This window comes from uncultured Bacteroides sp. (assembly GCF_902491285.1).
In the GTDB taxonomy this organism is placed as follows: Bacteria; Bacteroidota; Bacteroidia; order Bacteroidales; family Bacteroidaceae; genus Bacteroides.
In genome coordinates, this window is record NZ_CABUHK010000010.1 from 15,197 (window position 1) to 40,985 (window position 25,789).

Sequence of the window (25,789 nt, forward strand, 5' to 3'; positions counted from 1 at the left end):
GTTAAAACTGAACTTCAAGGCCGAATGTGAAAATTCGACTCTTTGGATAGGCTCCCCAATCAAGTCCTGGAGTCATTGGATTACTGGAAGCTGTGCTAACTTCTGGGTCATATCCGCTGTATCCGCTGATGCAGAATAAGTTTTGTGCAGAAGCATAGACGCGTAAGCGTGATATATATGCTTTTTTAGTCCATTTGTTTGGGATAGTATATCCAAGGACTACATTCTTTAAACGTAAGAATGAACCATCTTCAATGAAGCGGGAATATAATTCATTTTTGACATATCCTTTGGCGGATGGAACTTTATTGGAAGCATGTGTCGGAGTCCATCGGTCTGCAACTTCTGCCAACTGGTTGGAGCGTTCGTCTTGTGACTGAGTAGCAAACAAACGGGTTGCGTTATAAATATCGTTACCGTAGTTAAACTGAAGCATAAAGCTAAGGTCAAACTCTCTATATTTAAAAGTGTTGGTGATACCACCATACCATTTTGGGATACCGTTACCAATGACTGTACGGTCACTGGTTGTGATTACACCATCTCCGTCTATATCTTTATATTTCACCATACCAGGTTTTACGGTTGTTCCAGCATGTTCACTAATATCAGTCACTCCGGGTTTTAATATGAATTGGTCACTTCCTGCCACTTGGTAGAAATCAGAATATTGATAGACACCGTCGAATACATAACCATACATCTGTCCTAATGGAGAGTTAATAGTAGCAATGTAATCGTATCCTTTGAAATCACCGCTGAATCCTGCACGGTCATATTTGGTGTAGGTTCCAGGTTGTAGCTCTTTCAATGTGTTTTTAATGAAAGATATATTGAAATCCGTCTGCCAACTGAAGTTGCGTGTTTGAATGTTAGTACTATTGATACTTAATTCAATGCCTTTGTTCTGTATTTTACCGATGTTTTGCGTTTGGCTACTAAATCCGGATACAAAGGCTAAATCTTGGCTTAATAGTAAGTCTTTAGTATTTTTGATAAAGAAATCGGCTGTTACATTCAGTCGGTTAGCTAAGAAGCCTAAGTCGAAACCTAAGTTTGTGGTGGAAGAACCTTCCCATTTCAAATCTTTATTGGGCAAGTGTTTGGAATTGAGTACAGTAACAAGACTACTTCCTATTCCGTATTTACTTGTTGTATATAAATCTTGTGAAAGGTTGTTAGCAATACGGTCATTACCAACGATTCCCCATCCTAAACGTACTTTCATATTGGAAATCCATTCGATATTTTTGAGGAATGCCTCTTCTGAAACTCTCCAAGCTGCTGAAAATGACGGGAAATATCCCCATTTGTTTTTCTTGGAGAATACTGTAGAACCATCGGCACGCACTGTAGCTGTCAGTAGATAGCGGTTGTCGTAGTTGTAAGTACCGCGCGCAAAAAACGAAAGTGATCTCTTTTCACTTTTATAGGTTCTTACCTGGCTGGGAGTGGCTCCCAATCCTAAGTTGTTATTTCCTAGATTATCAAATGGAAAATCTTTGGCTTGTCCTAATAAATATTCGCTTCCACGATAGGAGTATTCATGGCCAAGCATTACGTCCAGAGTGTTCTTCTTGTTGAATTTCTTTCTATAAGTTAAGTTATTATAATTCACAAAGCGTACATCTTTGGTCATCTGTGTCTGTCCATAAGGATTACCGCCGCTTCGATAGGCTTCACGTGATTCTTGTGTGTAGAAGATATCAGCACGAGTGTTAGTCGTATTATAAGTTGCAGCAGTTTTGAAAGTCAAGTCTTTTGTTATCTTGTAAGTGAGCGACATATTGGTTCCCCACATTTCGGCATTTCTTTTATTATTTACAGATTCTGCTTGTTTGATAGGATTTACTTGTGCGAGACTTCCATCTCCTTCAGTCAATTCTATAACGTCAATAGCAGAGTTCAATAACTCTTCGTTTGTCATACTGTTACCGCCAGTCGGACGTGCACGTAAAATCATTGCAAGCATATTGAAACGTCCGCTGTCTGCTGTAGTTCCTACTCCTTCGCGTATGATATTAGAATAGTTGAATGTAGCATCTAATGTAATCGATTTGGTCAGTTTCTGATTAACACGGAATTTACCTGTAGTTTTTTTGAATCCGCTATTGGTAAAAATACCGTTCTCATCATAGTGTGAGAATGATGCAGAGTATTTGGTGTCATTTGTACCACCAGTGATTGTTACATTGTGATCTTGTGACCAAGTCGGATTAAATGTTTCGTCTTGCCATCTTACCCCTCCTTCTGTGAGGTAATCATCCAAGGTTTGATAGGGATAAGGTTTTCCATCTTTATCTACTCCTTCACGGTAATATCCGTCTGTATATTTTTTGTTCAGTTCTACTTGAAGTTTTACAAATTCATAGGGTGATAGCATATCTAATTTTTTGCTGATATTGCGATAACTTGCAGAACCGTTGTAAACAATGACTGGTTTGCCTGTTTTACCGGATCTAGTGGTTACTAATACAACACCATTAGCTGCACGAGCACCGTAAATAGCAGATGCGGAAGCATCCTTTAAAATTTCTATAGATTCTATATCTGAGTTAGCGAGATGGTCAATGCCGGATACCTCAAATCCGTCTACAATATAAAGAGGAGAAGCGTCTCCGGTCAAAGTTCCTACACCGCGGATGTTTACGTTGAATCCGGAACCGGGAGTACCGTCATTTTGGGTGATTTGTACACCGGCGATTTGGCCACCTAAAGCTTCCATGACAGAACTTGTTTTGAAGCCTTCCACATTCTTCTGCGAGACAGATGCTACGGAACCTGTTAAGTCGCTTTTTTTCATAGTTCCATAACCAACGACAACAACCTCGTCTAATGTCTGATTGTCCGGCATAAGAGTTACGTTGATGCTTGTTTTTCCTTGTATCTTTATTTCTTGTGTCTTATAACCAATATAGCTGATTATAAGTGTTCCGTTTTTAGGTGCTTGAATGCTATATTTCCCATCTAAATCAGTTGCGGCACCTGCCTGTCCGCCTTTCACTTGTACTGTTGCACCGATTAAAGGTAGATTTGTTTCGTCAAAAATAACTCCTTTTATCGTCACATTCTGTGCAAATGTGATGATAGATACTAGGAGAGCCAAGAGGGTGGTGCACCCTCTTTTGCTCAATATATGGTAATTCGATTTATACATAATTGTTGCTTTTTCTATTTATTAGGTTCATAGTTTTCGTCAAGCCAGATAATGACAGAGAAATATTGACTTCCTGAGCTTTCTATATTTTCAGGTATTCCATTCAAATTGAGTCTGATTTGGGCTGTAACAGCTCCGTTGGCATATTCATTATCATTACCTATCCATTTATCTGGATTTACTATTATTTGGCGATCTGCGGCGTTGATATAAGCAAGTTTGGCATCATAGTTTCCTGTGCTCATGTAATAAGACATTGCATCTTTTTCTGTACTTCCCGGTTTATATTTATTCCATACTTGATATATTAATAGGTTGGGGTTTTGGGCTAAAGCTCCACTGCCATGATTCGGGTTTACACTAAAGTTGTAGAATGTATGATTAGCCCTGTAATCTAAAACAAGCTTTGTAATGTCTTCATAACCGTTGAAAATTTGACCCGATGCCCATTTGATAACTTCACATTTCGTCTTACTAGAAACGCCTGTACGTGGATTAGCTCTGACAACAATAGGCGTATAAAGTAAAACTTGATTATTTATATTTTTAGGAGTGCTGAAGAATAATGGGATTCTTTTTGATATTGACGGTGCATCATTTCCTGATGATGTTACTTCAATTAAAAGAATGCCACCTTCATAAGCACTCATCGGACTTGAACCTAATGTTATAGTTCCGTTATTTTCATCAATGGTTGTATTGGCAAATTTGCCGTATCTTTCAGCGATTTTGAATGTTTGAGTAGCACTACTTGGTATGTCATTCTTGAACACGGAAAGCGTTTTGGGAAGATTTCCTCTATTGATAAATCTGAATTGATTACGGTTTGCCTCGTTCTCTTCTTCTTCTATGTCAAGGTTCATTTTGGAACCAATTTCAGGCATAGGCTGTTCTAGATTTGTTCCGTAACTAACAAATGTAAAGTCATTCGGATTTTTCTTTATGGTAAGTTTGAATATAGCGGTTCCTATCACTGGCTTACTATTTGTTACTTTTACATGAATATCATATGTCTTGTCAGCCTCCAGATTATTATCTGCACTTACGGAAATTGAACCGGTTGCATTATCAATTATTATTTTTTTATTTAGAAGTTTTTGTATTTCCGCACTATTGCCTTCATCAAAATCAAAATAAGGATTACCGCCTTCAAAACCTTTTTTGATGGTTTGGTTACCTTCTTCGCCTTTGAAGAGGGAGAGAGCTTCGTATGAGAATGTTTCTGGTATTATAGGTGCAGTGTATTCAACAATTTTTATGCTATAGGCTTCTGTGAATTCAGTACTTCCGTAAATATTGCTGACGGTTATGTCGATAACATATGGAGTTTCACTCTTTTCTAAACCATTATTCTCTGCTAGAGAAATCTTACCGGTTGCTTGGTCTATTGTAAATGCGGTAGTTGCCGGATTTACAGATTTAATGGCGTATTTTAGTTCTTCTTTTGAACCTTGGATAGAAGGAATTGCAGATTCGTGTGCATATCCTTCATCTACTTCTGCATAAATAGGGGAATATGATAAATTACGTGGCTTAGAAATAGCTTTGAAAGTTACTGCATTCGGATAAATATGTTCACCAGCTTTCGTCGTTAGTTTCAAGTCCAATACATATTCTTCACCTGCTATGATTTGGTTTGCAAAGCTTTCAACAATAGTGATTTTGCCAGTAGTTGGAGATATTGTAAAATATTCCATGTATTCTTTTGAAGGATCTTTCGCAATAGCATATTGGGTAATGGATACATGACTTTCTTTCTCTGTAGTTACTTGTGCGCTTGCTTTTACCCAATCGTTTTCATCCATTTTTAAGAGGACTTCTTCAGGTGTAACGGACACTCCTTCAGGAACTGCAAGAAGCATATTTACTTTTACGGCATCTTTGAATTCATAATATTTGCCGTTGCAGAAACAAGATACACTAATACTGTATAAACCGGTGGGTAATGTATTGGTGTTTTGAATGTTTATGACTCCTGTCTCAGCATTGACCGTGAAACTTTCTGTTGTATATGTTTCACCTTCGTGTGTCACGTTTGTGATAGCAAAATCATAAGGTGTGCCTCCAATATAGCTTGGAGCTTGTAGTTCACAACTCATTGAGGGACCTATGTCAGTGACTCCATAAAAGAAGAGCGTAAAATTCCCGGAATCGGTCGTTTCCGTATCCGAGCAAGATACAGCTACATGCCCCAATAAACATATTGAGAAGAGCATGAAACATTTGGTAAATAATTCTTTAAGGTTCATTTCTGTATTATTTTAGAATTTGAATTTGTATTATAACGTATAGGATAAATTATAAGTCTCACCATCTATAGTTACTGTAATACCAGACACTCCCTTATCGTTGTAGTCTGCATTCATACTACCTGTGATTTTCACATCATCAAGCGATCCTTGTTTCGGATAAATGATGGTTAAGAAACGAGAAGCTGTTCTTTCTCCTTTGGGCATAGTGAGATAATATGCAGGACGAGGAACTGTATATTTGGCTTCGGATGTTTTGAATGACATTTCTCCCTCTTGAGATTCGGTCAATGTATAGTCTCCATTTGCAAATACAGTGCTAATAATAATATTGTTGTTGTCTGTAAAAGTTGCCCGCACTTCTTTGTTCTCTTTATTAATATTGATTATTCCACCATCGCAAAGATTGAAATGGAGCAATGTCGGCTCTTCTTTAACCCCTTCTCCGATTCCTTCATCTACAATAACAAAGAATTTTTTTTCAACGAAAAAGACATAACGGCGATGTGTCAGATTTGAGTATCCTTTGTTCTCAAAAACAATTACTTCGGTTTTATTTTCAATAGTTCCGTGTGAAAGATATTTTCCTAAAGTTGCAGTGTAATCTTTTCCGTTAAGTGTAAGTGTGTTATGCATCTTACTTGAGCGGAATTTAGCTCGTCTTGCATTTGTTTGTGCAGCTGTAGAACCGGTATAACTATAGTATTCGCATACTCCTGAGTCTGGAAAGAAATTACGACCATTGTGGTAAAGTTCAAATGTTCCATTATCCGGTTGATTGTGAGACCAAGGTGAGTTTTTCGGATTTCCGTTGTCTAAATAATTGTTGCTGAGTATCATCATCGTTGATGATTTTTCCCAACCGTTCCGTAGTATATAATATCCGGATTCTTTGAATACTCTTATTTCATTTGTCGGACAAGTTCCACCATTATTTCCATAACTTGCCATAAATTTGAATTCTTCATTATCAGGAAAAAGTGTGGCGGCAGTTGTGAAGTTTTTGTTTAAGACACTTCTATTCCAAGACCTTTGACGAGTATCGTTAAATCCAGGAACATAATATTCTCTAAAATCATCTTTGTCATTGCTGTTGTCTTTGAAATTAACGCCTTTAAAGTAATTGGGATAAGTGAATTGTACAATGATATTCCCTGCTTTCTCCAATGATGTTTTTAAATTAGTAGCAAATGAGTTGTTTAGGTTATTAGCATTTATTAGTTTAATAAGATCACTACATGTGTTGAACACATCAATGTGATAACTAAGATCTAACTCTTCATGCATTCCGTCTTCTAAGAATTGATTACCTAAGTAACTGAAACCTGTTTCCGCCCATTTTATGGAATTTTTAAATTCGGGATACAATGTTCCGGCGAATGCCAATGCGCGGGCTTGGGTAGCTAAAACATTACCACCTTCGGAATATTTATATTGTGTCAAGTAATCACAATGGTCTGCAAAACTACATAAAAAGGTAGAAAGCCATTCTGGGGTGAAATTGATCGAATTTTTATAATATTCAAATAATTCGACTTGATCTGCCAAACGGGTGGCTGTTTGTAATTGCCACCATGGTTTAATGTCTTTTACTTCTTCTGTAGGCTTAGGGTTTTGCGCAATCCAATCTCCATAAACGTCAATCCATGAAAGAACATGCTGTTCATTGCCTGTTGTACGATATACTTTAGCTTGGGGAATGAACCATTGATGGCGGTGAAGCTGTTTGGGATATTCATCAGAAGTGCCATCTGGATGGTTGTTCCAATTAAGTTTTCCATCTGTCTTTTTTAGTTGATAAGGTAGATCGCTTTTGTCAGTAAAACCATTTACGAAGAAACGGTATGTCAATGCGTTTTCAGCTTTGCTTACATCATTGTCTGTAGCAGTAATATTCATTAAGTTAAGAAGTGGGTTAGCAGGTACCCCTGTCCTTCTTTGGTAGTAATTAAGTAGTGCTTTTGCGGCATAATACAAATTACCTTTTTCATAATGTGCTTTAACTTGTTCTAATCCCGGATAATCGAGATTAATAACATCGAAAACTTTTTCATTTATAACATCATTAGGCTTGGGTTGCGGATATGTAAATTCGCTTCCGTTTGTGGTCAGTTCATCGTCATCGTCTGTGCATGCACTGAATGCAAATAAGCAGAACGAACAGGTAAATAAATAATAGAAGATGTTCTTCATACTTTATTAGGTTTTTAATTATTAAAAGTTATATTTTACTGCTTGCAAATGTACTTTGTTTATTTATGATAATTAGGCTATGTTGTTCAAGCTTTGTTCAAAAATGATTTTTTTGATATTAAATTTGTTGAATCATATATTATTTCTGTTTAATAAGCCTGCTATAACTCTGATAGCAGGCTTATTATGTGCCATAATGTAATCTAATCCTATTTATTTACAAAACAGGTTTTGTACGTTTTTAGATATCCTATTGGATGATTTTTAATCCAAAATGATTATGGGAAGTATGGGGAATCGGGGAGATGACAAACTCCGGTTCTTCTCCTTTTGGGGAAATGAACACCTCTTCTCCTTTCTTTAAATCAATTTGGTAAGTACTGTTTTCGAGGGATTGCACAGTGAAATTTCTTTTTCCATTAAAGACAGGATTAGTTATGTCAGTCGTTATAATACAAGGCTCCCCTGCCAGGCTTTTGATATGAATAAATTGTGTCTTTCCCTTTTTTCTGCCGGCAGATACTTTGAATGCCCCTTCCGTGCGTAGACCGGAATATGCTATGTCTTTCCATGCATCTGGAATAGCCGGGAAAATGCGGATCTTACCACCCCAACTTTGTAGTAGCATATCGTGAATACTTTGAGCACCGGATAGAGGTGTCTCAATAACCGGGCCGCTTTCCTTATACATGGTAGTAGGGCTGAGGAACTTGCCGAATAATTTGTTCAAATAAGATAATGCGTCATTTCCTTTTCCAATAGCAGAAGATATGGAAGAAGCACCTGTACATGAGTAGCCTAAGAGCGCCTTGGGTTTGCTTTGCCAAAAAACGAGTGATTTCTCAATCGTTTCAATATCGCCTGGTTGCTCTTTATTGATAAGATATAGGGGATAGATGGCGAGTAAGTGTGAATAATGCCTGTGCGAGAAAACATATGGCATGTCCTTCCCGATAAGTAATCCATTCTCATCCATAGGGTAAGGAGTGAGATTATGAAGAACGTCTTCCCATGTTTCAGCCAATGGATCTTGAATATTCAAGCGTTGTGCTGATTCCAGTAGTGTCTGGCATCCCCAACGTAATAGTGCAAGATCAAAATTGCAATCTTCCGCAGTATCGTACTCTGGAGAGTAAGTTGCCGGAAGATGAAGTTTTCCATCTTCTCCCTTTTTTAGAAAGTGCAGATAGTAGTTGATTGATTCTTTCAATAAAGGAAATAATTTATTTCGCAGGATATCATCATCCATCTTGTGGCGATAAATAAGCCATAGGTTATGGCAAGCCCACGGGAGCAAACCTACTTGCGTTCTTCCTTTTCCTGGAATACCTACCTCTGTGCTCATACATTCCAAATTGGAAGCGACTCCTATTCCTAACGAATTATGGCGATAAGCCGGATTAATATTGAGACGTAGCTGGTCTATGTGATTGTAAAGTGCATTTTCTAAAGAGGCTGCGAGATCTAAATGGTCGGAAGCATTCAGTGCCCAGTATGTGAGTTGTACATTGAGGTCCCACCAGGCATTTGGCCAGGGAGTCTCCGTCAGCCACGGCCCTGTATTGTCTATTAGGGCACGGTCGCCACGGGTGGCAGAAGCTAGTTTGTACATTTGAATCCAATAAAAGTTCTCTTTTTGCGCTTCCGGCAATGTAATGAAGCTACTTGGGTAAAAGGAATTCCACCATTTACGATGTGTCTTTTGCAAGGATGGATAGCCTTCGCGTATAGCTTTCCGGATTTCAGTTTTACATATTTCACTTGAATTGTTTTGAGGGTATGTATGTGTAAGGTTTATCCATAAAGTACGTTCTTTTTTAGTCGGTTGAGTCTCTTTCCAGCCTACTGTTGTCTCACCACCTGCCAGTAACTTCTGAACAGATAAGTTGATATCCCCTTTCCGGTTGATTATCGGTGCAGGGTTGAGTTCATAGTCTTTGGGAATTTTATTGGTTTGTCCCCGTTTTTTAAAAAGTAGATAGCGGGGACTGTTAGCTTCTGCGGCTACCCATTCCCATTTGAAGTCATGCTCTTCTCCTTCAGTAGTTGCTTTTACTGCTATTATCATATTGTCAGTGTGGACAAAGGTTTGTAGATGGATAACCCCTTTGGTCGTGATAATATCTGTTGATGCTTCGGCATTCCAAAGGTCAAGACGCATCTTGCCGCTGATTATTTCTCCTTTGGGATGCAGGGCAAAGTATCCGGTAAGTAGTCTGGGGATTCCGAATACATCTCTTTTTGTACGATGATCGTGCACATCACAGTTGCCCGTTTCAAGACGTAAGTAGTTTTCTCCGGGTTCTTTATAAATCATTAATCCTAATCTGCCGTTGCCCAGATAAGCCGATTCATGCCAGTATTCAGGTAACTTTTCCCATATCATATCTTGCCGGCTCATGAATTCAGGCCAATTAATATCCTGTTTAAGAGTTATAGGTTGGGCATCTACAGTGAAAGAGTAGATTAAAAATAAAAGGATGCAGTTAAAGTATCTGCGTCGAATGTTCATAGTGTTGTTTTTTATATTAATTCTTAAGCTGGTAATTTAAATTATATGTATCATTATCAATAGTCACTTCGATGGAGACATTGTCCGAATTTGAAGGATTATCTGTAAATTTAGCATTAATCTTGTGATTGGAAGCTGTTGTTACCGGATATAATATGGTAATATAACGTACGGATGTATTTTTCTTTTTCTCCATGACAAGTGAATAAGCCTTTCTGACAGAGAATTTTCTATCTGTCTGATAAGAGATTCGTCCCTCAAAAGGTTTTAATACAATGTTTTGATTCCCAAAACTGCGAATAAGTAAGTTATTATTGTCTTCAAAAGTAGTATGCGCACCTATCTCTTGAATATCCAAATTGACATTGTTGACTGATGCCTCGTCACAAAGATGGAAATATAATTTGGAATATCCGGTAGCTGTTCCGAAGCCTTCATCCACGAAAGCGAAGAATTCGACAGGCTTTTTCATATAGAAGATGGCGCGTCGGTGTTTGAAGTTACTGTATCCTTGATTTTCCGTTACTATTAATTGTTGGCTATCGTTTTCTTCGGCAAGTAATAGCTTGCCTTGTGTCTTGTTAATGTTTTCGGTTCCGGTGGCTTCATGCTCTTTCGATTTTCCAAGAATCATTGTGTTGTGTGCCTTGGTTTGGCGGAACCATCTGCGTAGTTCCATTACTTCCGTATCATTTTCTTTCACATACGAGCAAACACCGGAATCCGGAAAGAAGTTACGGCCGTTGCGATATAGCTCGAACGTTCCGTTATCGAGTTGGTTGTGGCTTGAGTCTTCTAACTTGGAAGATATATTGTTACTGTGTACCAACATCGTCGATTGGGGAGTCCAGCCATTGCGTAGTACATAAAATCCTGAATATTCGAATGTTTTGATTTTATTATCGGGTGGAGTTCCTTGTCCATAAGTTTTCATGTAGTCAAGTTCTGAATCATCCGGGTACATTTCAGCGTATTTTACGAAATTTTTGTTCAGTACGCTGCGTGTTTTTATCCACGAATCATTGAATGCGGGACTGCAATTCTTACTTCCTTTTGTGAAGTAATTGGGATATGTAAAGTGCATGACGACTTTAGTCGCTTTCAGTAGGGCGTTGTCCAGTTCTGGAGAAAGCAGATTGTCCGGTAGCTTGTTCAATTGGATGAGTCTTTTTAAATCGTATAGACCGTCCACTATACCGATATGATAATGGAGTGAGAGGTCATTCGTCATTCCATCTTTTAAAAACAATTTAGAGGTCTGTTCATTGATGATGTCGCATCCCGTTTTTTGCCATTGTGGGGCATTTTTAAGTTCAGGGAATAGAGTCCCTGCAAATACTAATGCTACTGCCTGGCTCAGTAGAATATTGTTTTCTCCGGCATATTTGTACAAGGACAAATAGTCGGCGTGTTCTGCAAAGTGTATGAGGAAAAAAGAAAGCCATTCGGTAGTGAAGTTGGGAGAGGACTTGAAATACTCGAATGACTCTGTTTGTCCCATGATACGTGTGGATACTTGAAGTTGATACCATTTGAATTTGTCCGGTTTCCCATCCGGCTTGGGGTTCTTGGCAATCCAGTCGGCATACACTTCTTTCCATGAGAGCATGTATTTTTCATCATGTGAGTTTTGGTAGGCTTTCCCTTGAAGGGGGATCCAATTGTGACGATGCAATTGTTTCTGATATTCGTTGTCAGCACCCTTTGGAGCAAATTCCCAATTGATTGTTTTATCGTTGTTTTGCAATGAATAAGGAATCTTTCTAGTTTTATCTTCCAGATAATTGTCATTGACATAAAAACGATATTCGTTTATCGCATAGTCAGCATAACCCTGTTCCGTTTCATTAAGGGTGGTAGATAGATTCGGATTTAGAATCTCAGTTCTGTTTTGGTAATAGGTAAGCAGTTTTTGCATGGCTGCATCGTTATCACCGGCTTTATACAAAGCCTTCACTTCTTCTAATCCGGAATAATCAAGATTGAGAATATCAAATAAAGATTCTTCGGTATCCTCTTTTGGGGGTGTTGGTTCCTCTTTTGGCGGAATGTCGTTATTTTCTTTTTGTGGAATATCATTATCTGTACATCCTGCGAGTGTAATGATAAGAAACAGCCATATATTAATTCGGAATCTGTTTTTGCAATTCATAGTATAAACTTTAGTTTGGATAGATTTTGATTTTTATATTTGAGATGGTCACTAACTCTATGCAAATATATGGGAGAAAGTAGCTTTGTTGTTAATAGTTTTATCGAATAGTATATCAAATTTGTGTAATGATACTGTTGGATATGTATAAAGGACCGTATTCGTTCTCCAAATTATGCGGAAGTATAATGATTTCATCTAATTGAATTGTATAAATCATACTATCCTTTTAATGTTTTCTTCTAATAGAGTTGACTGGTTACAGTTGAGTACCTCATGAGTTACACTTGTGTATCTATTCGGAAGGACAAGTGTAACTTGGCGATTGCACAACTGTAATTCACTAATGATAAAAAACAGGGGAAGATTATAGGTAATGTGTTGACAGATAGTGGATTCAGAGAAAAATGCAGTTCTCAGTCTGAAAAAAGCAAAATCATCCTATTGTTTTCTGTAAACTAATCTTAATTTCACCCTATTTTGGGGGGTAAATAGCTGATTATTAGTTCTGCCATATTTTTGTATTTTCCCCCTATAATACGTAGAATAAATACAAAAATGTGGCAGTTTATGGATTTATGATTTCTCCGAGATTATCCTTTGGCCTTCTTTATATACTCCGTAGGCAAGCATCCGAAATATTTCTTGAAGCTTGTAGCAAAGTAAGACGGCGTATTGAATCCTACCATCGTACTGACTTCCGCTACCGTATAACGTCCGTCTTTCAGTAACTTGGCAGCTTCATTAAAGCGAATCTTGCGAATAAAATCAATAGTAGACTCACCGGTGATAGCCTTCAATTTCAGATGCAGGTTGGAACGGCTCATGTTCATTTCTCTGGCAAACTCGTCTGTAGAGAATTCGATGTTATCCATATTCTTTTCTACAATGGCAACGGCGCGTTTCAGCAAGGCTTCATCCATGGCATTGAACGTAATCTTCTCCGGTTCCACTTCCAAAGACTTGGAATAGCGTTCGATCATACGCCTGCGGGTACGCATCATGTTCTGTATCTTTGTAGTCAGTATGGCAAGAGAGAATGGTTTGGGGATATAATCATCCGCGCCCATTTGCAGGCCTTCCATCTGGTCTTTTATTTCGCTTTTGGCTGACAGGATAATAACCGGGATATGGCAGGTGCGGATATTCTGTTTCACATTCTTACAAAATTTGATGCCATCCATTACGGGCATCATCACATCAGTAACAATGATATCGACTTCATTGTCTTTCAGTTTCTCCAGAGCTTCTTCACCGTTTCCGGCTTCCAGCGTATTGAATAGCTCGGAAAGTCCGCTGCTGAGATAATGACGGATTTCATTATTGTCTTCTACAATAAGAATCGTTCCCCGCTTCTTGTCACCTGACTCTATGACTTCATTTTCAATCTTTTCCGTATCAATGAAATACATATCCTTGGAGTTGGTGGAATAGACTTGCTCTTCTTCGTTTTTGGTATCGTTGGAAGCTAGCTCGGATGGCTTGTAGATATTTATATCCTGCGGCAGATATACAGAGAATGTACTGCCTTTTCCCTCTTCACTATCCAATTCGATGCGCCCATGATGCAACTCTACCAGACGTTGTACCAATGAAAGACCGATACCGCTTCCCACGTGCTCGCTTTCAATCTGATAGAAGCGTTCGAATATCTTCCCCTGTTTGTTGATAGGAATACCGATACCGGTATCACTGACCTGCAATACCAGATAGTTATTTTCCTCTTTCAGGGTAACAGTGATACTTTGTCCGCTTTCCGTATATTTGAAAGCATTTGAAAGCAGGTTGTTGACTATCAGTTCCAGATAATTGGGATCGAACAACACTTCTTTGTCTTCCAACTCGGAATGGAGAGTATAGGTTATCTTTTTATGACGTGCCAACTTATCATAGAACAGGAAATTATCATGTATCAATTGGTGGGCATTCTCTTTCTTTACCTTTAATTCGAATACTCCAAGTTCAGCGCGGCGATAATCCATCAACTGGTTGACAAGGTGTAGCAGGCGATTGGCATTCCGCTGGATATACTCCAGTTGGTTCCGTGTCCAACGGTCGCTTATTTTATTGATGATTTCCTGTAAAGGAGCTAAGATAAGAGTCAATGGGGTACGCAGTTCATGAGAAATATTGATGAAGAAACGCATCTTCATCTGGTTGATTTCTTCCTGGTGCTCTTTGTCCCTGCGTTCTATTTCCAGTTCCGCTTCCATGCTTTTACGCATCCAGAAGAAACGGAATACGAAAGTGATGAAGCCGATGAAAGTGGCGAGGAAGAGAAGTATTGCCCACCACGTCTTATACCATACAGGGAGAACGATAATTTCGAGTACGGTGGGAGTCATATTCCATTTTCCGTCACTATTGGCAGCCTTTACCAGAAAATGATAAGTACCTTGCGGCAGGTTGGAGTAGGAGACAGAACGTTTGTCTGTCAGATAATACCATTCTTTGTCATAACCTTCCAGCTTGTAGGCAAATGTATTATGCTGTCCTGAAATATAGTTGGATACGACAAACTCGATAGTAAAGGCGGTTTGCCAGGATTTCAATGTGATACTTTCCGTTTCATTGATATTCTTGGTCAGGATACCTGTTTCGTCATCCGGACGAACCGTTTTATTGAACAGTTGCAGTTTGGTTATGACTACCGGCGGAGTATAAGGGTTGTCCAGCAGTAATTCCGGACGGAAAGTTGTGATACCGTTGATACCGCCGAAATACATTTGCCCGTTGGAAGTGCGGCAGTACGAGGAAGTATTAAACTGGTTACTTTGCAAACCGTCTGATTCGGTAAAGTTGCGGAACTTTTCAGTCTCCGGGTTAAAGCAGGAAATTCCCCGGTTCGTACTTAACCAAAGGCGTCCGAAAGTATCTTCCAGAATACCGTAGACTACATTATTGGGCAAACCGTCGGCTGTGGTATACCGTTTGATTGACTTTTCTTTTTCATTGAAGCAATAGAAACCTTCGCGCGTGCCTATCCAAATGATACCATTATTGGCCTCATAAATACAGTTGGTAAACATTTTCGTAACGGAAGATGTCGGGAGAATAGGCGCCTTCTGTATATCCGACCCTTGTTGCTGAAAGACCGATACTCCCTCTTCGCCGCCAATCCAAAGACGCTTGCGCGAATCTCTGAACAGGATTGTTATCCGTTGGGAAGTGAATGGAGTACCATCTTTTTCCTTGTTTATCGTAGTAAAACTTCGTTTCTCCGGGTTGAAGCTGACCAGTGCACTTAGTGTCCCCAATAAAAGATTACCCTCTCCGTCGGGAAGAATGGCATATACATTTTCATTCACCAGTTGGCTGTTGCGTTGATTGAAACTTTCCATCTGCCCACCGTTACGATGGAGTACGGTCAATCCTCCCGCATGCGTACCTATATATACCAGTGATTTCTGCTCGTCTACATATACCGCTTTGATATTATTGGAACCGATTCCTTTTTCCCGCTCGTCTTCTTGCAACGCATAATGTGTAAACTGTTGCGTACCGGGCGTGAACAGATTCAGTCCGCCATCGTTCGTGCCTATCCATAAGTTCTTGTTCTTATCTTCTACGATACAACTTACGACATTGTCGCTCAACGAATTTTTATAAGGAATGCGTCGGATATTCTTAAAACGGTTTCGGATAGGATGGTAATAGTTCAATCCTCCGAAATACGTACCGAGCCACATCCCCCCTTGTGAGTCCATGTAGATGCTGCGTACGGAACGTTGCGACAGGCTGCCGTTTTCCACCGGGCTGCTGCTGTATGAAATGAACGAGTCGCTTGCCTCATGATAAATGTTTAAGTCATTAAATGTCCCTATCCATAAGCGGTTTTGCGAATCCAGTGCCAGTGAACGTATGTAATTGGAGCTAATGCTCTTGGGATTGGAAGAAGAGTGCTGATAGACCTTTACCTTTTGGGTTTTCGGATTGAGCAGAAGCAGGCCTGCTCCTTCGGTAGCCACCCAGATGCGGGTAGGTGATTGTTGTAAAATAGCTTGAATTTGCTTGCTGTCCTGTATGGGAATAACTTTCTCCAGTTTCTTTTCAGGAATGGAATAGCTATATAGCCCGTTTTCCATTGTGCCGATGTAGATAATATCGCCATATCTGTAGAGAGTGGAAGCTACAATCTTATGCATGGCCGTACTGAAAGAATCATCCACAAATCTGGATTCTTTTATGTCGAACATAATCAGGCCTTCCTGTGTACTTATAAGTAACTGTTCCGGTGATATTTCGGCAATGCCGTTGATTTGCAGGCGTTTCCCTTTCCTTTCATAGAAGAAATTGTTGAACTGGTCTTTTTCTTCGTTATACCATGACAGCCCGTCCCGCGTGCCTATCCAGACCCGTCCCCGGCTATCTGTCTTTACGATTCGTGCGATGTCATTGGCAATGCTGTTAGGGTCATCCTCATTATGCTGGTAAACCGTAAATGCATATCCGTCATATTTGTTCACTCCGTCATAAGTCGCAAACCACATATTACCCCGTTTGTCCTGGTCAATGGCAAATACGGTACTTTGCGACAATCCTTCATTGATAGAAATATAGGAAAAATTGATTTGTTCCGGAATTTCGGAAAAGGCTGAATTCGTTCCTATGCATAAAAAGAACAGGCAGATTACTATATTTTTTAGATAGCTCATTATTAGGTCATAAGATTAATAATGGCATCAAAGATAGTAAATTCTTTTATATGCTGTGTAAAATGACAGGGAATCTGTTCTATTTTTCCAGGGTTATGTTAAATATCTTGTAGGTATGTAATAAGTGGAGATGCTTACTGAAAAACGAATAAGCCCGGTACATTGGCTGCCCGGGCTTGGTTTATATAGCTTGATTGTGAAATAAGTAGATTATTTGGCTAAATCACCTATCGCATCCAGATTCTTCTGAATATCTTCATCTGTCAATGAATAGTTGACCAAATCGCCGGCCAAATATTTATCATAAGAAGCCATATCGATCAACCCATGACCGGACAGGTTGAACAGGATTACTTTTTCTTCTCCTGTCTCCTTGCATTTATTGGCTTCGCGAACGGCAGCCGCGATAGCGTGGCAGGATTCCGGAGCCGGAATAATACCTTCCATCTGTGCAAACAGGCAACCGGTTTCGAACGATTCCAACTGTTGGATATCCATCGCTTCCATCAGACCGTCTTTGAGTAATTGGGAAACGATGACACCTGCGCCGTGATAGCGAAGACCGCCGGCATGGATATGAGCCGGAGCGAAATTGTGTCCTAATGTAAACATCGGGAGCAGCGGAGTATATCCTGCCTCGTCGCCGAAGTCATATTGGAATTTACCGCGTGTCAGTTTCGGGCAAGAAGCGGGCTCGGCAGCAACAAAACGGGTTTTCTTTCCTTCCAGGATGTTATGACGCATGAAAGGGAAGGAGATACCGCCGAAGTTGGAACCGCCACCGAAACAGCCGATGACCACATCCGGATATTCACCCGCCATTTCCATCTGCTTCTCAGCTTCCAGACCGATAATTGTCTGGTGAAGAGCTACGTGGCTAAGTACCGAACCTAGCGTGTATTTACAGTTAGGAGTCATTTGTGCCAGCTCGATAGCTTCCGAAATGGCTGTACCCAGTGAACCCTGGTAATTAGGATGCGCGGTTAGGATATCTTTACCTGCACGGGTGGACATGGACGGAGAAGGCGTGACCTGTGCTCCGAAAGTCTGCATGATGCTGCGGCGGTAAGGCTTCTGTTCATAGCTGATTTTTACCTGATAAACGGCTGCTTCCAAACCGAATACTTTAGCTGCGTAAGAAAGAGCGGCTCCCCATTGTCCGGCACCGGTTTCGGTGGTGATATTGGTAACGCCTTCCTGCTTGCAATAATAAGCCTGAGCCAGAGCAGAGTTCAGTTTGTGAGAACCGATAGGGCTTACACTTTCATTCTTGAAATAAATATGTGCCGGAGTACCGAGGGCTTTTTCCAATCCGTAGGCGCGTACCAACGGAGTGCTGCGGTAATACTTGTACATTTCGCGTACTTCTTCCGGTATTTCAATCCATGCGTCAGTCTGATTCAGCTCCTGGCGGCATAGTTCTTCTGCAAAAATAGGATACAAGTCTTCAGCTTTCAGTGGTTGCTTGGTTCCCGGATGCAATGGTGGCATCGGTTTATTTACCATATCGGCTTGAATGTTGTACCAGTAGTGTGGAATTTCTTCTTCCGGTAGGATATACCGTTTTCTTTTGTCACTCATAATATTGTGGTTTTTAATTTTCTGCTGCCAAATGTAGACAAAATTTTTAATATTCGGGTAATTTTGTCAACAAAGAATCGGTTTCGATTGTTATTTTAGTTAAGTTTGCACGACGTTATAAAAAATATGATATGAAGATTTATCATAAATTCTTGTTATACCAAAACAAACTGCTAAAACCTTATATACGTATTATACTGGGCTTAGTAGAAGCATTAACCTACTTGGCGTCTCTTGCGCTGATTGTCGGGGTTATTTACGAACATGGTTTTCCGCTGTCGGTAGATGAAATAGCGAAAATACAAGTCCTTTACAAAGCTGTCTGGGTTATCTTCCTGATTGATGTTACCTTGCACATCTCTCTTGAATACCGAAGTACTAAAAAGCAATATCGAAGGTTGGCATGGATATTGAGCGGATTGCTGTATCTCACTTTGATACCGGTCATATTCCACCGTCCGGAAGAGGAAGGAGCTATTTTGCAACTTTGGGAGTTCTTGCATGGAAAGTTTTATCATTTGGTATTACTGCTGATTTTCTCCTTATTGAATCTGTCCAACGGACTGGTACGCCTGTTGGGACGCCGCACCAATCCGTCTTTGATACTGGCTGTCAGTTTTCTCGCTATTATTCTAATAGGTACAGGGTTGCTGATGTTGCCACGATGTACGGTGAACGGCATCACATGGGTTGATTCGTTGTTCACGGCTACGAGTGCGGTATGTGTCACGGGGTTAGTTCCGGTGGATGTATCGACCACCTTTACTACCGGCGGTCTTGTCGTCATTATTTTACTGATTCAGATAGGCGGACTGGGAGTGATGACCTTGACCAGTTTCTTTGCGATGTTCTTTATGGGAAACACTTCTCTTTACAATCAGTTGGTTGTACGTGATATGGTCAGTTCCAATTCATTAAGCTCGTTGCTGTCCACCTTATTATATATATTGGGGTTTACTTTAGTGATTGAAGGCATCGGCATGGTTTCTATCTGGTTCAGTATTCACGGCACACTGGGAATGAGTTTGGAGGGTGAGCTGGCTTTTTCCGCTTTCCATTCTATTTCCGCTTTTTGTAATGCCGGATTCTCCACACTTTCCGGGAATTTAGGAAATCCGATGGTGATGACTAATCATAATTGGTTGTTTATCTCAGTATCCTTGCTGATTATCCTGGGTGGTATCGGTTTCCCTATTCTGGTCAATTTCAAAGATATTGTATTGTATCATTTGCGTCATTTCTGGAAGTTGGTACGTACCCGCAAACTGGAAAAGCACCGTATGCTTCATCTCTATAATCTGAATACCAAGATTGTGCTGATTATGACTTTCCTGCTGTTGGTTATCGGCACGTTGGCGATTGCTGCTTTCGAATGGAACGCCTCGTTTGCAGGAATGCCCGTTGCGGACAAATGGACGCAGGCTTTCTTCAATGCGACTTGTCCGCGAACAGCCGGTTTCAGTAGTGTAGATCTGGCTTCTTTGAGTGTACAGACTTTGTTGGTCTATCTGGTGTTGATGTGGATTGGCGGTGGCGCCCAGTCTACTGCGGGTGGTGTCAAGGTAAATGCTTTTGCGGTAGTTGTCATGAATCTTGTAGCTGTGCTGCGTGGGACAGAACGTGTGGAAGTATTCGGCAGGGAACTCTCCCACGACTCTATCCGGCGTTCCAATGCTACGGTAGTCATGTCACTGGGAGTACTGTTTCTCTTTATCTTTATATTGAGCATCCTTGAACCTCAGGCATCGTTGATGGCATTGACCTTCGAGTGTGTGTCGGCGCTTAGTACGGTAGGTTCCAGCTTGAATCTGACTCCGAAGTTGTGTGACGCAAGTAAGTTATTGGTGGCATTATTGATGTTTATCGGGCGTGTGGGCTTGATTACGCTGATGCTTGGAATTGTGAAACAGAAAAAGAATACAAAATACCGTTATCCGAGTGATAACATAATCATAAACTAAAGATATGAAGTATATTATTATCGGCTTAGGAAATTACGGCTATGTGTTGGCCGAAGAATTATCTGCGTTGGGACACGAGATTATTGGCGCGGATATTAGTGAGAGCCGTGTGGATAGCATCAAAGATAAGATTGCCACTGCATTTGTGATTGACGCAACGGATGAACAATCCTTGTCGGTACTTCCGCTGAATAGTGTGGATGTGGTGATTGTCGCGATTGGCGAGAATTTCGGTGCGTCTGTGCGGGTAGTAGCCTTGTTGAAACAGAAGAAGGTAGCCCGTATTTATGCTCGTGCGATTGATGGGGTGCATAAAGCCGTACTGGAAGCTTTTAGTCTGGAGAAGATATTGACGCCGGAGGAGGATGCTGCCCGCAGCCTGGTGCAGTTACTTGATTTCGGGACAAACATGGAAGCTTTTCGCATTGATTCGGAATATTATGTCGTGAAGTTCACCGTACCGCATAAGTTTGTGGGATACTTTGTCAATGAACTGAACTTATATGAGGAATTCCACCTGAAACTCATCGGACTGAAGCGGGCGGATAAAATAACCAATTGCCTGGGTGTTTCTCTGACAGAACTTCATGTGAAGAACGAACTGCCGGAAAATGAAAAAGTAGAAGAAGGGGATGAATTGGTTTGTTACGGTAAATACCGGGACTTTCAATCTTTCTGGAAGGCTATTTGATGATTATTCATGTTGGCTTATAAAATATGATTAGAAGAGCCGGATAATCTGTTGTAATCTGAAAAGACTACAATGATTATCCGGCTTTCTTATAAAGTCTAATTGGGAACAGCGTAATTATTTTGCCTGAAGACGGACTGTTCCGGCTTTCACACCGCCTGCTTTGGCGGTCAGTACGATTTCTCCGGCTGTTTCATCAGTCTGTACAATAGCCGTCAGCATTCCATAGAAAGCATGCATCTTCGGGAGATGGAATTGTTCCAGATTGGTGGGGTCGCCATTGGCTACTGCCCGGAATTTGCCGGCTCCTTTTACGGAGAAGTTTATCAGCCGGTTGTCGGCAGGGCAGAGGTTACCGTCCTTATCTACCACTTTTACGGTGACATAGGCGAGGTCTTTCCCGTCGGCTGTCAGTTCGTTGCGGTTGCTGGTCAGTTCGATATGATGAGGCTTGCCGGCAGTGCGGACTGTTTTTTCTGCTACTGCTTTTCCGTCCTTGTTATAAGCTACTACTTTTACTTCGCCCGGTTCATATACGGCATCCATCCACATCAAGCGGTAACGGTTCTTCAAAGAACTGTTGTTCTTGCTTTGTTTGCCATAGCTTTTTCCGTTGATAAACAGTTCGGCTGTCGGGTAGTTGGTATATACGAATACCGGAGTTATCTCACCTTCGCGCCCCGGCCAAGTCCAATGAGGAAGGATATGCAGTGTCTCTGCATTCCTGTTCCATACGCTACGGTAAAGATAGTAGCGGTCTTTAGGAATACTGGCAAGGTCGATAATGCCAAACATGGAACTATGATTCGGCCATGAATCGGTATCATACGGTGAAGGCTCACCCAGATAATCGAATCCTGTCCATACGAACTGTCCGATAGTCCAGTGGTTATCATCGGCTAATGCGAAATCTTCATCCGGAATATTCGACCAAGGGCATACTTCCACGTCATACGAAGAACATTGGTGGTCTTCATATTTAGCACCTTTCTTATCTTCCACCGGAAATTTGTAAACTCCGCGTGAACTGACGGTAGAAGCTGTCTCGCTACCTAGAATCAAGTTCTGTGGAAGCTGGTCGTAAGATTCTTTATAACGCTGCGTACGATAATTAAGTCCCGGAATGTCAATCATTGCTGCAAAACCGTTGGCAAGCACACAGCTCACTTGATCCATTCCGCAAGTCACAGGGCGGGTCGGGTCTTCACGGTGGCAGATGTCCTGCAGGAACTTAGCCACTTTATAACCGACTGGGCTACACTGAGTGGGAACTTCATTACCGATACTCCACATCACTACACAAGGATTATTACGGTAATTGTGAAGCATATTCACCATATCGCGTTCCGCCCATTCATCGAAATAACGGTGATAACCATTTGTACATTTGGCAATATCCCATTCGTCAAACGGTTCAATCATCATCATAAATCCCATTTCGTCACATAGTTCAACAAGTTCCGGAGCGGGCATATTGTGCGATGTACGGATAGCGTCACAACCCATATCTTTCAGAAGGGTAAGTTGGTGGCGGAGTGCCGCTACATTGATAGCCGCTCCCAACGGACCCAAGTCGTGATGATTACATACTCCCTGGAATTTCCGGTGTTCTCCGTTCAGGTAGAAACCTTTATCAGCGATATACTCGATGCTGCGGATACCGAAGCGGGTAGTATAGGTATCTACCAGCTTGTTGTCTGCATAGATTTTAGAAACCGCTTTGTAGAGAGACGGGCTTTCCGGTGACCAAAGTTCAGGTGCGTTTACAATGAAATTCTGTTCGAACGGCTGTCCGTGGTTGATGCGGCTTGTATTCTCTTTACGGGTAACGACCTTTCCGTCCGGAGACAGTATTTCCGTCTCTACACGGATTTGTGTTTTTTCACCGGCATTTTCTATTTTCGTTTGCAGGCGTACGGCTGCAAATTCCTTGCTCACATGAGGAGTTGTAATCTGTGTTCCCCATACAGGCACATGAACTTTGTCGGTAACAATCAAGTGTACATTGCGATACAAGCCGGCTCCCGGATACCAGCGCGAAGATTGCGGACGGTTTTCCAGACGTACGGCGAGTGTATTGCTCTTTCCGTCTTTATTCAGGAAAGGAGTCACATTGCAATGGAAAGAATTGTAGCCGAAAGGCCAGAAGCAAGCTTCTTTGCCGTTTACATAGACGCGGGCTTCACTCATGGCGCCGTCAAAGAGTAGGGTCACTTCCTTATCGGCAGGAGTATCAAAACTGGTACGATACCAACCGGAGCCTACATAAGGCAGTCCACCGGTGCGTCCTGTTTTCAAAGATGCTTTTTTCTCGAAATTCTGTGTGACGGCAACATTCTGAAGGTCGTTATTCATGTCGAAAGGGCCAAAGATTGCCCAGTCGTGCGGGATGACGACCGATTCCCATTTTGTGTCATTAAACTCAGGCTGACTAGCTTCTTTGAAGTCTCCTTTACTGAATTTCCAGTTCTTCTCGAGCAGCGTCTCGCTGCGCTGCGCCTGCAGGCTGCAAGCGGCTCCCATCAAAAGTACAGTTACTAACTGTTTTTGGTGTTTCATGTTCATTTTCACTTTTCAGGTATAAATAATTTTGGATTCGGGGTAAAGATATAAAAAAGCTTCCAATAATTTTATCTCTTGAAGGCATTAAATGAATCAGTGGGTCTGCCGCTGTCGTCAAACATTCCTTTGTGGTAGCCTTTCCAGCCACCATAGCACTGGGGTTCCCAAGTGAAAACGCCGAGGCATTGGTCTATTTCTTTAGCTTTGGTCATGAAGTCGGTAAAGAATGCTTCTGCTTTTTCATAATTCCAGTTGACGCCGATTTCACACATCATTACCGGAGTGTTGTATTTGGCTATTAGTGCTTTCATATTGGCGATACAGGCGTTATTCATAGCTTCCCAGTCATCGGGTTCTCCTTCATCGGGCATCATGTCCGGATAGAGTGACATACCGATGATATCCCATTTGCCTCCGTTTTGTTTTAGTCCGTCAAAAATACTGTTATACAGACTGGCCCTTTGTCCCTGGTCAAGGTGTACGATGACTTTGGCATCCGGATAGATTTCCTTTACCGCATCATAACCGGAGGTAATAAACCGGGCGAAGTTTCTACTTCCTTCATCTGTTGTAGTCTGGCCGGTGGGAAACAACATACCTTGATGTGTCTCGTTGCCCACTTGTACCCATTCCACATCAATGCCATTTGTTTTCAGCATATTAAGCACCTCTTTGGTATGGTCGGCAATAGCTGTTTTCAGTTCTTCCACATTCATGTTTTCCCAAGCTGCCGGCTTGTATTGTTTTCCGGGGTCGGCCCAGGTGTCGCTGTAGTGGAAATCTATCATCAGACGGAAGCCCAGTCTTTGCGCTCTCCATGCCTTGACTAAGACATCGTTCTTGTTACACCAACCGAATACGTCTTCACTGGGATTTACCCATACACGCAGGCGGATAGCGTTCATGCCGAGACTGCGCAATAGTTCCATGCATTCTCTGTCCTTTCCGTCAGCGTCATAAAACAGATAGCCGGAGTTCTCCATCTCCGTCAACCAACTGACATCAGCGCCTTTGGCAAAGCCGGACATATCGTAATATTCTTCTTGTTGTTCCGGGAATACAGGAGTGTTTTCATTGTCGTTGCAGGCGGTGAAGAAGGCTCCGCACATAAGTGCGGAAGCCAGAAGTATATGTTTGAATCGTTTCATAACTCGTTCATTTAATTTTGTTTATCCATTGTAAATGTCATAGTTCTTATGTCAAGAGTAATCAAGTATGTACCGGCTTCTGCGGGTATATAGCTGCCGTCGCCAGCAGATGGCGCGAGATACAGACCGTCGGTACTTCCTTTAAGAGACCAATCCCAATTTTGATTTAATAAGAAATAGAATCCGTTTTCTGTGTTGGAGATATTGCAGGTAGCACTCCACGTTTGTGTACCGGCGTTATATGTCATTACATCACTGGTTAATGACCAGTTGTTGAATCCACCACAGATGTTGATTTGACTGATTTTTGTCGGTGTCCATGTCATGTCGCGAAGGCTGGCTGTAATCATAAAACTTTCAAGGGCTTCTTGGTCAAACCAAAAACTCCAATCAGAACCGGCAACTAAACTTTGAGGAGAGCCGTCCACCGGACCATACCATATACTCCCTTCTGTGTCTGCAATCTTGAAATTCTCCCAACCGGTTTTCATTTGGAAAACACCTTGGAATGTACCTTCTTCTCCTTCTTTACCGGTAGGTGTCAGGGTAGTCAAGAATTGGGGGGATGTTTCTGCACTGTATATGGCTAATGTTGCCGGATAGGTAGGCTCGCTACTTCCTCCTGCGGTTACTGCCGCAGTCCATTGTTGCGGATTACTTAAATCAATCGTTAACGTACATTCGCCTGCTTGCGGAACATTAACCGTGATATCACCGGAGGTTGTTCCGAAAGTAAGCCCGTTGGAATTTCCGTTGAAGGCGAACGGGGTATCTTTAGCTAGTTCATCACTGATTGCGTTGTCGCTTCCGGTAACGGTTGTATGGTCATATTGCTTGCCTGTACCACTAATCTGAATGGTGATATCTCCGGCTTCTGTTGCCGTGAATGTTCCTTGCCATTGATTGGTAGAACGGTTGTAAGTCATAG

At 41.3% G+C, this 25,789-nt stretch carries 12 protein-coding genes; 2 read left to right on the forward strand and 10 right to left on the reverse strand.

The genetic code is table 11. From position 1 onward, the window contains the following. Position 1: 1 nt before the first annotated feature. From RDN93_RS04180 to RDN93_RS04210, 7 genes are all read right to left on the reverse strand, one after another. The gene (locus tag RDN93_RS04180) at positions 2-3,157 is read right to left on the reverse strand and encodes a TonB-dependent receptor (protein ID WP_308744313.1); all 3,156 of its coding nucleotides are present in this window, start codon (positions 3,155-3,157) and stop codon (positions 2-4) included. A 14-nt stretch (positions 3,158-3,171) separates the two neighbouring features. Next, positions 3,172-5,406: a surface glycan-binding family protein gene (locus tag RDN93_RS04185; RefSeq protein WP_308744314.1), complete on the reverse strand. Its 2,235-nt coding sequence runs from the start codon at positions 5,404-5,406 to the stop codon at positions 3,172-3,174. Between the two features lie 30 nt (positions 5,407-5,436). Next, on the reverse strand, positions 5,437-7,599 hold the full coding sequence (hepC, locus tag RDN93_RS04190; RefSeq protein WP_308744315.1) for a heparin-sulfate lyase HepC: 2,163 nt from the start codon (positions 7,597-7,599) through the stop codon (positions 5,437-5,439). Between the two features lie 250 nt (positions 7,600-7,849). Next, positions 7,850-10,111, reverse strand: a complete 2,262-nt coding sequence (locus RDN93_RS04195) for a glycoside hydrolase family 95-like protein (protein WP_308744316.1) — start codon at positions 10,109-10,111, stop codon at positions 7,850-7,852. Between the two features lie 16 nt (positions 10,112-10,127). Further along, positions 10,128-12,263, reverse strand: a complete 2,136-nt coding sequence (gene hepC / locus RDN93_RS04200) for a heparin-sulfate lyase HepC (protein WP_308744317.1) — start codon at positions 12,261-12,263, stop codon at positions 10,128-10,130. A gap of 593 nt (positions 12,264-12,856) precedes the next feature. After that, entirely contained in the window at positions 12,857-16,918 is a 4,062-nt protein-coding gene (locus RDN93_RS04205; RefSeq protein WP_308744318.1) for a two-component regulator propeller domain-containing protein, read from the reverse strand. Positions 16,919-17,128: 210 nt separating this feature from the next. Next, positions 17,129-18,499, reverse strand: coding sequence for a TrpB-like pyridoxal phosphate-dependent enzyme (locus tag RDN93_RS04210; protein ID WP_308744319.1), 1,371 nt, complete (start codon positions 18,497-18,499; stop codon positions 17,129-17,131). Between the two features lie 131 nt (positions 18,500-18,630). On the opposite strand from RDN93_RS04210, the gene RDN93_RS04215 reads away from it, so the two are divergent. Then, the gene (locus RDN93_RS04215) at positions 18,631-20,460 is read left to right on the forward strand and encodes a potassium transporter TrkG (RefSeq protein ID WP_308744320.1); all 1,830 of its coding nucleotides are present in this window, start codon (positions 18,631-18,633) and stop codon (positions 20,458-20,460) included. A gap of 4 nt (positions 20,461-20,464) precedes the next feature. Then, on the forward strand, positions 20,465-21,151 hold the full coding sequence (locus RDN93_RS04220; protein WP_308744321.1) for a TrkA family potassium uptake protein: 687 nt from the start codon (positions 20,465-20,467) through the stop codon (positions 21,149-21,151). A 117-nt stretch (positions 21,152-21,268) separates the two neighbouring features. On the opposite strand, the gene galB is transcribed toward RDN93_RS04220, so the two are convergent. The 3 genes from galB to RDN93_RS04235 all read right to left on the reverse strand — a co-directional run bounded on the left by galB (position 21,269) and on the right by RDN93_RS04235 (position 25,787). Then, positions 21,269-23,716: a beta-galactosidase GalB gene (gene galB / locus RDN93_RS04225; RefSeq protein WP_308744322.1), complete on the reverse strand. Its 2,448-nt coding sequence runs from the start codon at positions 23,714-23,716 to the stop codon at positions 21,269-21,271. A 65-nt stretch (positions 23,717-23,781) separates the two neighbouring features. Further along, the gene (locus RDN93_RS04230; protein WP_308744323.1) at positions 23,782-24,861 is read right to left on the reverse strand and encodes a glycosyl hydrolase 53 family protein; all 1,080 of its coding nucleotides are present in this window, start codon (positions 24,859-24,861) and stop codon (positions 23,782-23,784) included. An 11-nt stretch (positions 24,862-24,872) separates the two neighbouring features. Beyond that, positions 24,873-25,787, reverse strand: a complete 915-nt coding sequence (locus tag RDN93_RS04235) for a DUF5114 domain-containing protein (RefSeq protein WP_308744367.1) — start codon at positions 25,785-25,787, stop codon at positions 24,873-24,875. Positions 25,788-25,789 lie beyond the last annotated feature (2 nt).

What these genes read in the sequence shown, in the direction of transcription:
- RDN93_RS04205 (WP_308744318.1), bottom strand. Translation starts at nt 16,918, where the DNA reads ATGAGCTATCTAAAAAATATAGTAATCTGCCTGTTCTTTTTATGCATA.
- RDN93_RS04220 (WP_308744321.1), top strand. Translation starts at nt 20,465, where the DNA reads ATGAAGTATATTATTATCGGCTTAGGAAATTACGGCTATGTGTTGGCC.
- RDN93_RS04210 (WP_308744319.1), bottom strand. Translation starts at nt 18,499, where the DNA reads ATGAGTGACAAAAGAAAACGGTATATCCTACCGGAAGAAGAAATTCCA.
- RDN93_RS04235 (WP_308744367.1), bottom strand. Translation starts at nt 25,787, where the DNA reads ATGACTTACAACCGTTCTACCAATCAATGGCAAGGAACATTCACGGCA.
- RDN93_RS04195 (WP_308744316.1), bottom strand. Translation starts at nt 10,111, where the DNA reads ATGAACATTCGACGCAGATACTTTAACTGCATCCTTTTATTTTTAATC.
- galB (WP_308744322.1), bottom strand. Translation starts at nt 23,716, where the DNA reads ATGAACATGAAACACCAAAAACAGTTAGTAACTGTACTTTTGATGGGA.
- RDN93_RS04230 (WP_308744323.1), bottom strand. Translation starts at nt 24,861, where the DNA reads ATGAAACGATTCAAACATATACTTCTGGCTTCCGCACTTATGTGCGGA.
- RDN93_RS04180 (WP_308744313.1), bottom strand. Translation starts at nt 3,157, where the DNA reads ATGTATAAATCGAATTACCATATATTGAGCAAAAGAGGGTGCACCACC.
- hepC (WP_308744315.1), bottom strand. Translation starts at nt 7,599, where the DNA reads ATGAAGAACATCTTCTATTATTTATTTACCTGTTCGTTCTGCTTATTT.
- RDN93_RS04215 (WP_308744320.1), top strand. Translation starts at nt 18,631, where the DNA reads ATGAAGATTTATCATAAATTCTTGTTATACCAAAACAAACTGCTAAAA.
- hepC (WP_308744317.1), bottom strand. Translation starts at nt 12,263, where the DNA reads ATGAATTGCAAAAACAGATTCCGAATTAATATATGGCTGTTTCTTATC.
- RDN93_RS04185 (WP_308744314.1), bottom strand. Translation starts at nt 5,406, where the DNA reads ATGAACCTTAAAGAATTATTTACCAAATGTTTCATGCTCTTCTCAATA.